General features: G+C 75.2%; 8 protein-coding genes. All 8 read right to left on the bottom strand.

What is annotated here, in order from left to right; all coding sequences use genetic code 11:
- Positions 1–76 precede the first annotated feature (76 nt).
- The 8 genes from BMZ16_RS14730 to smc all read right to left on the bottom strand — a co-directional run bounded on the left by BMZ16_RS14730 (position 77) and on the right by smc (position 11,868).
- Complete coding sequence (locus BMZ16_RS14730) at positions 77–1,165, bottom strand: amidohydrolase family protein (RefSeq protein WP_089801758.1); 1,089 nt, start codon at positions 1,163–1,165, stop codon at positions 77–79.
- 5 nt (positions 1,166–1,170) lie between these two features.
- A complete protein-coding gene (ffh, locus tag BMZ16_RS14725) occupies positions 1,171–2,790 on the bottom strand; it encodes a signal recognition particle protein (protein WP_089801756.1) in 1,620 nt (539 codons plus the stop codon).
- A gap of 29 nt (positions 2,791–2,819) precedes the next feature.
- Positions 2,820–4,616 carry a [protein-PII] uridylyltransferase gene (locus BMZ16_RS14720; RefSeq protein WP_089801754.1) on the bottom strand — a complete coding sequence of 599 codons (1,797 nt, stop codon included), beginning with the start codon at positions 4,614–4,616 and terminating at the stop codon, positions 2,820–2,822.
- 14 nt (positions 4,617–4,630) lie between these two features.
- Positions 4,631–4,972, bottom strand: a complete 342-nt coding sequence (locus tag BMZ16_RS14715) for a P-II family nitrogen regulator (RefSeq protein WP_013116698.1) — start codon at positions 4,970–4,972, stop codon at positions 4,631–4,633.
- Entirely contained in the window at positions 4,972–6,276 is a 1,305-nt protein-coding gene (locus BMZ16_RS14710; protein WP_089801752.1) for an ammonium transporter, read from the bottom strand. Before BMZ16_RS14710 ends, BMZ16_RS14715 begins: the two co-directional genes overlap by 1 nt.
- A gap of 215 nt (positions 6,277–6,491) precedes the next feature.
- The gene (gene ftsY, locus BMZ16_RS14705; protein WP_089801750.1) at positions 6,492–7,736 is read right to left on the bottom strand and encodes a signal recognition particle-docking protein FtsY; all 1,245 of its coding nucleotides are present in this window, start codon (positions 7,734–7,736) and stop codon (positions 6,492–6,494) included.
- 67 nt (positions 7,737–7,803) lie between these two features.
- Complete coding sequence (locus BMZ16_RS14700) at positions 7,804–8,178, bottom strand: hypothetical protein (protein ID WP_255366703.1); 375 nt, start codon at positions 8,176–8,178, stop codon at positions 7,804–7,806.
- Positions 8,179–8,307: 129 nt separating this feature from the next.
- Positions 8,308–11,868, bottom strand: a complete 3,561-nt coding sequence (smc, locus tag BMZ16_RS14695; protein ID WP_177199726.1) for a chromosome segregation protein SMC — start codon at positions 11,866–11,868, stop codon at positions 8,308–8,310.
- Positions 11,869–11,909: the final 41 nt, after the last annotated feature.

The following is an 11,909-nucleotide window of genomic DNA, read 5'->3' as shown; positions in this document are numbered from 1 at the left end:
CAACCGACCATTGTGCCAGACGTGACCGACCGCTCCCAACCCGTCGGTCCCCGGCACGTCGCCCCCGGACCACCGGTCAGCGGACGCGCGCCCCCCGCAGCACGACCGCGGTCGGACGGGCCAGCGCCCGCACGTCGGCGCGCGGGTCCTCGTCGTAGACGACGACGTCGGCGCTCGCGCCCTCGGTGACGCCCGGCACGCCCAGCCACGCACGCGTCCGCCAGGACGCGGCTGCGACGACGTCGTGCGTGGGGATGCCGGCGCGCACCATCTCGGCGGCCTCGTCGGCGACGCGGCCGTGCGCGATCGTGCCGCCCGCGTCGGTGCCGAGCAGCACCCGCACGCCCGCGTCGTGCAGGTCACGCACGTGCTGGTACCGCCGGGCGTGCATCGCACGCATGCGCGCGGCGAACCGGGGGTACCGCGCCTCGCCCTGCGCGGCGATCGCGGCGAACTGCCCCACCTGCAGCAGCGTGGCCGTGACCGGCACCCCGGCCGCGGCGATGCGCTCGACCTGCTCCGGCGTCGCGCCGGTCGCGTGCTCCAGCCCGTCGACGCCGGCGTCGAGCAGCCCGTCGAGCGCCTCGTGGCTGAACGTGTGGGCCGTGACGCGGGCGCCCGCGTCGTGCGCGGCCGCGACCGCGTCCGCCAGCACCGCGTCCGACCAGAGCGGCCGGAGGTCGCCGTCGGGTCCGAGGTCACGGTCGATCCAGTCGGCCACGAGCTTGACCCAGCCGTCGCCGCGCGCCACCTCCTCGCGCACGGCCTGCGGCAGCTGCGCGGGGTCGGTCAGCTCGCGTCCGTAGTGCCGCAGGTACCGCCTGGGGCGCGCCAGGTGCCGACCGGCCCGCAGCAGGCGCGGCAGGTCCGCCCGCGCGTCCATCCAGCGGGTGTCCGCGGGCGAGCCCGCATCACGCACGAGCAGCACCCCGGCGTCCCGGTCGGCGCGCGCCTGCGCCTGCGCGGTGGCGTCGTCCACCGGGCCGTCGGACGCGAGGCCGACGTGGCAGTGCACGTCGACGAGGCCCGGCAGCACCCAGCCCTCGAGCACCGCGTCCGGGGCACGGCCCGGCCGCTCCAGGGTGAGCCGGTCCCCCACGACCCACGCCTGACCGACCTCGTGGTCGTCGTCGACGACCACCGTGCCGCGCAGGTGCGTGATCACGCGCGTCAGCGACCCTTGAAGAGGTCACCCAGCCCGGTCGGCAGGTCGCTCGGGTCGAAGGACGCGGGGTCGGTGGGAGCCGGTGCGCCGCCGCCGAGGCCGAACGCGGAGCCCGCGGGTGCGGCCGGCGTGGCCCCCGCCGCGCGCGCGGCCGCGGCACGCTCCTGCTCGGCCCGCTTGGCGGGGTTGCCCGACCGGGCACCCTTGGCCCGCTTCGCGGGCGCCTGCTTGCCACGGGACTTCTTGCCGCCCATGCCGGGCAGGTTGCCCATCCCGGGCATCCCGCCGGGCATGCCGCCGCCCTTGGCCATCTGGCGCATCATCTTGCGGGCGCCGTCGAACCGCTCGAGCAGCTGGTTGATCTCGCTCGTGGTGGTGCCGGACCCACGCGCGATGCGCGCACGGCGCGAGCCGTTGATGATCTTCGGGTTCTGCCGCTCACCCGGCGTCATCGAGCGGATGATCGCCTCGATCCGGTCGACCTCGCGCTCGTCGAAGTTCTCCAGGGCCTCACGCATCTGCCCCATGCCCGGCAGCATGCCGAACATCTTCTTGATGGAGCCCATGTTCTTCAGCTGCTGCATCTGCACGAGGAAGTCCTCGAGCGTGAAGTCCTCGCCGGAGACGAGCTTGCCGGCCATCTTCTCGGCCTCGCCGGCGTCGAACGCCTTCTCGGCCTGCTCGATGAGCGTCAGGACGTCGCCCATGTCGAGGATGCGCGAGGCCATGCGGTCCGGGTGGAAGACCTCGAAGTCGGTGAGCTTCTCACCGGTCGACGCGAACATGATCGGGCGCCCGGTCACGCTGGCGATCGACAGCGCCGCACCACCGCGGGCGTCACCGTCGAGCTTCGACAGGACCACACCGGTGAACCCGACGCCGTCGGCGAAGGCCTGCGCCGTGGTCACGGCGTCCTGGCCGATCATCGCGTCGACGACGAAGAGGACCTCGTCCGGGGAGACGGCGTCGCGGATGTCCGCCGCCTGCGCCATGAGCTCGGCGTCCACGCCGAGGCGGCCGGCGGTGTCGACGATCACGACGTCGTGCTGCTTCTGACGGGCCGTCTCGAGGCCGGCCCGGGCGACGGCCACGGGGTCGGCACCGGCGGGCAGCACGTCGTCCGCGCCCTGGTTGCCCGGGTGCGGCGCGAGGACAGGGACGCCGGCACGCTCGCCGACGACCTGGAGCTGCGTGACGGCGTTGGGACGCTGCAGGTCCGCGGCGACGAGCAGCGGCGTGTGCCCCTGCTCGCGCAGCCACCGCGCGAGCTTGCCCGCGAGCGTCGTCTTCCCGGCGCCCTGGAGGCCCGCGAGCATGATGACGGTCGGCGGCTGCTTGGCGAACGTCAGCGGCCGCGTCTGGCCGCCGAGGATCGCCACGAGCTCGTCGTTGACGATCTTGACGACCTGCTGCGCCGGGTTCAGGGCCCCCGACACCTCGGCCGAGAGGGCGCGCTCGCGCACGGCGCCGGTGAACTGCCGGACGACGGGCACGGCGACGTCCGCGTCGAGCAGCGCACGGCGGATCTCGCGGATCGTCGCGTCGATGTCCGCCTCGGACAGGCGACCCTTCGCACGAAGGTTCTTGAACGTCGACGTGAGACGGTCGGAGAGGGTGGCGAACAACCTGGGCCTCGCGGTGGTCGGACGGACGGCTACGGACGTCCCAGGGTACCCGCCAGCGCCCGTGCGGCCCTGGCGGTCAGGTCGTCGACGAGCGTGGCCCGCCACGCGGTCCACGCGGCGGGCCCCGCGGCGGACGCGTCAGCCTCCGTCAGCGCACGCAGCATCGTCAGCAGGTCGGCCCTGCCGTCGACCGCGTCGAGGAGCCGTGCGATCGTCGCCGGGTCGTCGGGGTCGGCCGTCGTGGCGAGCTCGGAGAGCGTCAGGTGCTCCCGGACCAGGCGCGTGACGTCGCCGACGACCTGCGGGCCGAAGCCCATGCGCGCCACGACCGGCCCCGCCAGGCGCGCACCCTCGACGGAGTGGTCCCCCGCCCCGGCGCGCTTGCCGATGTCGTGCAGCAGCGCCGCGAGCAGCAGCGTGTCGGGGGCCTGCACCGCGCGGCGGTCGCGGCCTGCCCGCGCCACGGTCTCGACGAGGTGCCGGTCCACGGTGTGCCGGTGGATGGCGGAGCGCTGCGGACGGTTGCGCACCCCCGCCCACTCCGGGATCCAGGTGGTGGCCACCCCGGCCAGGTCCAGCGCCTCCCACACGGGGATCTGCGCCTGTCCCGACCCCAGCAGGTGCAGCAGCTGCTGGCGGGCCGCCCGCGGCCACGGGGTCGGCAGCGGCGGCGTCGCCTCGAGGCTCGCCACCGTCACCGGCGACAGCACGAGCCCCGTGCGCGTGGCCGTCGCGGCCGCGCGCAGGGACAGCACCGGGTCCTCGGCGGGCCGGGCGTCCACGGCCAGGACGATCTCGCCGTCGTGCTCGACCAGGCCCTCGGCGATCGTGCGCAGCCGGGGCGGGGTCCGTCGTCCGCGCACCAGCACCGGCTTGCGGGCGGGGCGCTGCAGGGCCTGCCGCGCGTTGCGTGCGGTGGTGTCGAGCGCGTAGGAGATCACGCGCCCGGCCTCGGCGATGGACGCGAGCAGGTCGTCCCGGTCGTCGAAGCCGACGAGCGCGGCGACCTCGTCCTGGTCGGCCTGCAGCAGGCGGTTGGTGCGGCGCCGCGTGACGACCTGCAGCGCGTCGCGCACGTCGAGCAGGTGCGTGTACGCGTGGTCGACGGCCCCGTGCGGCCGGTCGGTCAGCCACGTCGCGGCGAGCGCCGAGAGCACCACGGCGTCACGGATGCCGCCGCGGGCCTCCTTGAGGTCCGGCTCGATGAGGTAGGCGAGCTCCCCGTGCCGGTCCGCGCGCTGCCTGGTCGACGCGAGGAGCTCCGGCAGCCGGCGGCGCGCGGCCGAGCGCCAGTCCGCGAGCAGGGCCGACGTCGCCCGTGCGATGACGACGCCGTCGCCCGCGACGGGCTGCAGCTCGAGCAGCCCGACCGCTGCGGGCAGGTCCTTGGACGCGACCTGCCGGCACTGCGCCAGCGACCGCACCGAGTGGTCGAGGTCGAGCCCGGCGTCCCAGATCGGGTACCACAGCCGCTCGGCCAGGCCGCCGAGCTCCTCGGCCGAGCGCGCCCGTCCCTCGTGCACGAGCAGGAGGTCGAGGTCGGACACCGGGCCGGCGTCGCCGCGTCCGATGCTCCCCACGACGCCCAGGGCGACGCCCTGCACGTCGCGCCCGTCCGTCGCCTCCGTCCAGAGGCGGGCGAGCGCACCCACCACCAGGTCCGCGACGGCGCGTCGGCGCGCCACCCCGTCCCCACCCGGTCCCGTCATCCGTGAGGCCAGGTCGAGCCGGGCAGCGCGCAGGTCCCGCACCCCGGCGGGGTACGGGACCTGCGGCTGCTGCGGTGACCCGGCCGCGCCCCCCGCGGGCGGCCGTTCGGTCGTCATGTGTGGGCTGCGACCTAGAGCGCGTCGTCGCCGTGCTCACCGGTGCGGACGCGAGCCACGTCCTCCACCGGGACCACCCAGACCTTGCCGTCACCGATCTTGCCGGTCTGCGCGGCCTGGACGACCACCTCGGTGACCCCTGCCACGTCCTCGTCGGCGACGAGGACGTCGATCCGCACCTTCGGCACCAGGTCCACGGTGTACTCCGCACCCCGGTAGACCTCGGTGTGGCCCTTCTGCCGGCCGTAGCCGCTGGCCTCGCTGACCGTGAGTCCGCGGACCCCGGCGGCCTCGAGGGCCGACTTCACGTCGTCCAACCGGTGCGGCTGGATGATCGCCGTCACGAGCTTCGTCATCACTTCACCTCCGACACGACACGGGCGCCGCCCAGGTTCTCGTACGCCGTCTCGCCGTGCACCGCGAGGTCGATGCCGCCGACCTCGACGTCCTGCGAGACGCGCCACCCGAGCGTGGCCTTGAGGATGAGACCGATCACCAGCGTCGTCAGACCGGAGAAGACGACCGCCACGAGCGCGATCACGATCTGGATGATGAGCTGGTTGGCGCCACCGCCGAAGAACAGACCCGTGTCGGCGGCCAGGAAGCCGATCATCACGGTACCGACGAGACCGCCGACGAGGTGGACACCGACGACGTCGAGCGAGTCGTCGTAGCCGAACTTGAACTTCAGGCCGACGGCGAGGGCGCAGAGCACGCCCGCGATGACGCCCAGGACGATCGACGTGACCGGGCGGAGCGCACCGGCGGCCGGGGTGATGGCGACGAGGCCGGCGACGATGCCCGACGCGGCACCCAGCGACGTCGCGTGGCCGTCACGGATCTTCTCCGTGATGAGCCAGGCGAGCATCGCTGCGGCGGTGCAGGTCGTCGTGTTCACCCACGCCATGCCCGCGTTCTCGTCGGCACCGAAGGCGGAGCCGGCGTTGAAGCCGAACCAGCCGAACCACAGCAGCGCGGCACCGAGCATCACGAACGGCAGGTTGTGCGGCCGCATGGCCTCCGTGCCGAAGCCCTTGCGCTTGCCGATGAGCAGCGCCAGGACGAGCGCGGCGACACCGGCGTTGATGTGGACGACCGTGCCGCCCGCGAAGTCGATGGGCGCCGTGTTGGCCACCCCGTCGGTGGTGCCGAACATGGCGGCCGCGATCGAGCCCTCGGCGCCGGACAACTGCCCGCCGCCCCAGACCATGTGGGCCATCGGGAAGTACGTGACGGTGACCCACACCGCGACGAACGCCATCCAGGTCCCGAACTTGGTGCGGTCGGCCAGTGCGCCGCTGATGAGCGCGACCGTGATGATCGCGAACGTCACCTGGAACGCCACGTCGATGACCTGCGGGTAGTTCCCCAGGCCGACCATGGGCTGGCCGTCCGCGTCGAAGAGCGTGCCGCTGAGGCCGAACTGGTCGAACGGGTTGCCGAACACGCCGGCCACGCTCGAGCCGTACGACATCGACCAGCCCCACAGCACGTAGAGGACCCCGACGACGCCCATGGCGCCGAACGACATCATCATCATGTTGAGGACGGACTTGCCCCTGACCATGCCCCCGTAGAAGAACGCCAGTCCTGGCGTCATGAGGAGCACGAGGGATGCTGACGTCAGCATCCAGGCTGCGGCTCCGGTGTCCCACTCCATGTCTGCACTCCCCTCGCCAGCCGGGCGGCCGGACGGGGACAACTGTGGAGCGATCGCGTTTCGCGGTACCGGCGCGAGGGTTACACGCGTGTGACAGCCGACCCCCGCGCGTAAACGTTGGGTTTCGTGCTGGGCAAATGTCCAGTGTGCGGGACGCCGCGTCCCGACAGCCGGTCCGCACCGGACCGGGCCCCGGCACGGGGCCCGGTCGCGGCTCAGGACTGCAGCAGACCGTCGACGAACGCCTCCGGGTCGAACGGCGCCAGGTCGTCGGGACCCTCGCCCAGGCCGACCAGCTTGACCGGCACGCCCAGCTCGCGCTGCACGGCCACGACGATGCCGCCCTTGGCGGTGCCGTCGAGCTTGGTCAGCACGATGCCGGTGACGCCGGCGACCTCGCCGAACACCCGCGCCTGGTTCAGGCCGTTCTGCCCGGTCGTCGCGTCCAGCACGAGCAGGACCTCGGACAGCGGGGCCGTCCGGGTGATGACCCGCGTGATCTTGCCGAGCTCGTCCATCAGGCCGGCCTTGTTCTGCAGCCGGCCGGCCGTGTCGACCAGCACCACGTCGGCGCCGTCGCGCACGCCCGCCCGCACCGCGTCGAACGCGACCGCGGCCGGGTCGGCCCCGTCGCGGTCGGAGCGCACCGTGGGCACCCCCACGCGCGAGCCCCAGGTCTCGAGCTGGTCGGCCGCCGCGGCGCGGAACGTGTCGGCCGCCCCGAGCACGACGCTGCTGCCGTCGGCCACCAGGACGCGCGCCAGCTTGCCGACCGTGGTGGTCTTGCCGGTGCCGTTGACCCCGACGACGAGCACGACGGCGGGCACGCGCGCACCGTCCTCCCCCGTGGACGGCGTGGTGTGCAGCGTGCGGTCGAGCGAGGGGTCCACGAGCGCGAGGAGCTGCTCGCGCAGCACGGCGCGCGCCTGCTCGCCGTCCCGCAGGCCCTCCACGCGCACGCGCGTGCGCAGCGCCTGGATCAGCTCGTCCGTGGGGCCGGCGCCGACGTCCGCGAGCAGGAGCGTCTCCTCGAGCTCGTCCCAGTCGTCCTCCGTCAGCTGGTCGCGCGAGAGCACGCCCAGCAGCCGGGTGCCGAGGGGCGAGCCCGAGCGGGCGAGCCGCTCGCGCAGCCGCCGCAGCCGGCCCGCGGTGGGGGCCGGGGTCTCCAGCGGCGGGGTCGCGAGGTCCTCGGGGACCTCGAGCAGGTCGGTCGCGCCGTCCGGGCCCTCGTCGGGCGCCGCCGGCCCGGCGTCGGCGGGCGCGGCCGGACGGTCCGCGACGGCGGTCCCCGCGGCCTGCGCGCCCGCGGCGGGCGGGCTGCCGGCGGCAGGGGTGTCGGCGGCAGGGGTGTCGGCGGGCGGCGTGTCGGTGGGACGCCGGCGCAGGCGCACCGCGGCGGCGACGCCCGCGGCGAGCACCGGCACGCCGACGAGGTAGGGCAGGAGGTCGTTGAAGTCCACGCGGACAGTCTGTCGGGCCGCGCGGCCCCGGTGCGACCCGGGACGTCAGGGTGGTGTCAGGACCGCATCACCGGTGGGCGTCGTGGCTGCGTGCCCCGTCGGGCCCGACGTCGTGCGCCCGGGTGGTCTCGCGGCCGACGCGCAGCACGTGGGCGGCACGCTCGCGGGCGAGTCGCAGGTCCTCGGCCAGCTCGTCGGGGTGGAGGTAGCCGTCGCCCTCCGAGGCGGTCGCCCGCAGGAAGTCGGCCAGGGACAGGTCCACCGGACGTGCGGCGGCGGCACGGGCGGCCTCGGTCTGCTCGGCGTCCGGGTCGCGGCGTGCCCGCAGGCCACGTCGGAACGCGACCCACGGGCTCTCGCCGTCACTCCCGGAGGGGACGGCGACGAGCACCACCGCGGCGACGAGCAGGGCGGCGAGGAGAAGCGTGATGACGACGGCCACGACACGATTCTGCGACCGCCGCCGGCGACCGGCGCGCACACGCCCGGTGTGCCGGGCAACCCCCGCACAACCTTCACACGGCGTCACCCGACCACCCACCGGCCCGGTGACCCGGACCGGGACGGGGGCTCAGGCGGGGACGTCCTCGGTCATGCGCTGGCTGATGACGGTGGTCACGCCGTCGCCGCGCATCGTCACCCCGTACAGGGCGTCCGCGATCTCCATGGTGCGCTTCTGGTGGGTGACGACGATCAGCTGGGAGTCCTGCTGCAGCTCCCGGAAGATCTCCAGCAGCCGTCCGAGGTTGGCGTCGTCCAGCGCCGCCTCGACCTCGTCCATGACGTAGAACGGGCTCGGCCGCGCCTTGAAGATCGCCACCAGGAGCGCGACGGCCGTGAGCGAGCGCTCACCGCCCGACAGCAGCGACAGCCGCTTCACCTTCTTGCCGGCGGGTCGCGCCTCGACCTCGATGCCCGTGGTCAGCATGTCGTCCGGGTCGGTGAGCACCAGCCGCCCCTCACCGCCGGGGAACAGCCGCGGGAAGACGACGTCGAAGGCCGCGGCGGTGTCCCGGTACGCCTCGGTGAACACCTGCTCGACCCGCTGGTCGATGTCCTTGACGATCTCCAGCAGGTCGCTGCGCGACTTCTTGAGGTCCGCGAGCTGCTCGACGAGGAACCGGTGCCGCTCCTCCAGCGCCGCGAACTCCTCGAGGGCCAGCGGGTTGACCCGCCCGAGCTGCGCGAGCGCACGCTCGGCCGCCCGCAGCCGCTTCTCCTGCTCCGCCCGCACGTAGGGCACGGCGGTCGGCGCGTCCGGCGCCGGCTCGGTGCCGGGCGGCAGGACGACGGGGACGTCACGGTGCGGACCGAACTCCTCCAGCAGCACCTCGGGGTCGAGCCCCAGCTCCTCGACCGCGCGGGTCTCCAGCTGCTCGATGCGCAGCCGCTGCTCGGCGCGGGCCACCTCGTCCTTGTGCGCGACGTCGGTGAGCTCGGCCAGGTCCCGCACCAGCACGTCGACCTGCGCCCGGACGGTCGTCAGGGCGGCGTCGCGCTCCGCGCGGGCGGCCTCGGCGGCGTCACGCTCGTCCGCGGCGCGCCGCAGCGCCCGGTCCAGCAGCTCGCCGGTGCGGACCGCGGCGGTCTGCACGGCGCGCGCCACGGCGGCCTGCCGCGCCCGCTCCTGCTCGCGGCGGGCGGCCTTCTCCCGCGCGGCCCGCTCGGCCGTCGCCGCGCGCTCCAGCGACTCGGCACGGCCCGCCAGCGCCCGGGCCCGCTCCTCACCGGTGCGCAGCGTGAGGCGCGCCTCCGTCTCACGGCCGCGGGCGGCGGTCGCGGCCTGCGCCGTCGCGTCCCGGCGTGCGGTCGCCTCCGTGATGGCCGCCTCGGTGTCCTGCGGCGCCTCCTGCGCGGCGGCGAGCCGTTCCGTGAGCTCGACGAGCGTCGCGTGGTCGGCCTCGAGCGTCGCGCCCGCCGCCTCCAGCGACCGCTGGACGCGCTCGGCCTCCGCGCGGGCGGCGCGGGCCGCGGACCCCAGGTGGCCGAGCTGCTCGGCCACGGCCGCGAGGGCGGCGTCGGACTCGTTGAGGCGCTCGAGGGTCGCGTCCACCTGCTCCTGCGCCGCGGCACGGTCCTCCCGCGCCGCGGCGAGCTCGAAGCGGAGGCGCTCGGCGCTCGCGGTGGCGTCCGCAGCGGCCGAGCGGGCCGCGTCGAGCGCGGCCTGCAGGTGCAGCGCGCTGGGTGCCGACGCGGACCCCCCGGACGCGCGGTGGCGCGAGAGCACGTCGCCGGTGCGGGTCGCCACCACGAGGTGCGGGTGCGCCGCGACCAGGGGCCGCGCGGCCGCGAGGTCGTCCACGACGACCACGTCCGCGAGCAGCGCACGCACGGCGTCGCGCACGGTCGGGGGCGCCTGCACGAGGTCGACGGCGCGGTCGGCACCCGCGGGCAGGTCGACGTGGGCGTCGGGCGCGGCGCCGGCGACGAGCAGGGTGGCGCGGCCCGCGTCCTCCGCGCGCAGGTGGCGGATCGCGTCGACGGCGGCGTCGACGGACTCCACGGCGACGGCGTCGGCCACGGCCCCGAGCGCGGCGACGATCGCCTCCTCGTCGCGCTCGCCGACGCTGAGCAGCGCTGCGACCGAACCCACGACACCCGGCAGGGCGTCGGCGGCCAGCAGCGCACCGGCACCGTCCTTGCGGCTGAGGGACATCTCGAGCGTCTCGGCGCGGGACGTCTGCTGGTCCCGCTCGCGCTCGGCGGTGCGCAGCGCGTCCTCGAGCTCCGCGACCCGGGCGGTCGCGGAGTCCAGGGCCTCGGCGGCGGCCTCGTGCTCGGCGTCGAGACCCTCCTCGCCCTGCTCGACGCCGGCGACCTGGGACTCCAGCGCCGCGAACTGCGTCGTCGCGTCGCGGGCGCGCTCCTCGGCCGCAGCGAGCGACGCGCGCAGCCGGCCGATCTCGGCCTCCGTCGCCTCGACCCGGCTGCGGCGGGCGGCGACCTGCCCGGCGAGCCGGGCGACACCCTCGCGGCGGTCGGCGGCGCTGCGCTGCAGGTCGGCCAGCGCCCGCTCCGCCGCGCCGGCGGCGGCCTCCGCCTCCTGCCGCGCGGCCCCCGCGTCCGCGACGGCGGCCCGCGCGAGCTCGACGTCCGCCGTGAGCTCGGCCTCCGCGGTGCGCACCCGCGCGGCCTGCGCCTCGAGGTCCGCGGGGTCCTGCCCGGTGCTGCGCTCGCTCGTGGCGGTCCCCAGCAGCCGCGCGCGGTCCGCCGCGAGCGACGCGGTGCCGCGCACGCGCTCGCGCAGCGACGAGAGCCGGTACCAGACGTCACCGGCCTCGCTCACGGCCGGCGCCGCCTCCGCGGCCTGCCGTTCGAGCGCAGCCAGCCGGCCGCGGGCCTCGGCGAGAGCCGTCTCGACCTGCTCGCGACGCTCCCGGACGGCCGACTCGTCGGCGATCTCCTGCTCCAGACGGGCGCGCAGCTGCGCCAGGTCGTCCGCGAGCAGCCGCGCCCGCGAGTCGCGCAGGTCCGACTGGACCACGGCCGCCTTGCGGGCGACCTCGGCCTGCCGGCCGAGCGGACCGAGCTGGCGGCGGATCTCCGTGGTGAGGTCGCCCAGGCGCGTGAGGTTGCCCTGCATCGCGTCGAGCTTGCGCAGGGCCTTCTCCTTGCGCTTGCGGTGCTTGAGGACCCCCGCGGCCTCCTCGATGAACCCGCGCCGCTCCTCGGGGGTCGCGCGCAGCACCGCGTCGAGCTGGCCCTGCCCGACGATGACGTGCATCTCCCGACCCAGGCCGGAGTCGGACAGCAGGTCCTGGATGTCCAGCAGGCGGCAGCCGCGGCCGTTGATCGCGTACTCGGAGCCGCCGTTGCGGAACAACGTCCGCGAGATCGTGACCTCGGAGTACTCGATCGGCAGCGCCCCGTCGGTGTTGTCGATCGTCAGCGAGACCTCGGCCCGCCCCAGCGGCGGGCGGCCGGACGTCCCGGCGAAGATGACGTCCTCCATCTTGCCGCCGCGCAGCGACTTGGCACCCTGCTCCCCCATGACCCAGGCGAGCGCGTCCACGACGTTGGACTTGCCGGAGCCGTTGGGCCCGACGACGCACGTGATCCCCGGCTCGAAGCTCAGCGTCGTCGCCGAGGCGAACGACTTGAACCCGCGCAGGGTCAGGGTCTTGAGGTGCACGTGAGGCAGCCTAGGCAACACACGACGCGGGGCCGCGCACG

The sequence above is a fragment of the Cellulomonas sp. KH9 genome (genome assembly GCF_900114185.1).
GTDB lineage: Bacteria > Actinomycetota > Actinomycetes > Actinomycetales > Cellulomonadaceae > Cellulomonas.
This window is presented reverse-complemented; position numbering and strand designations above follow the sequence as displayed.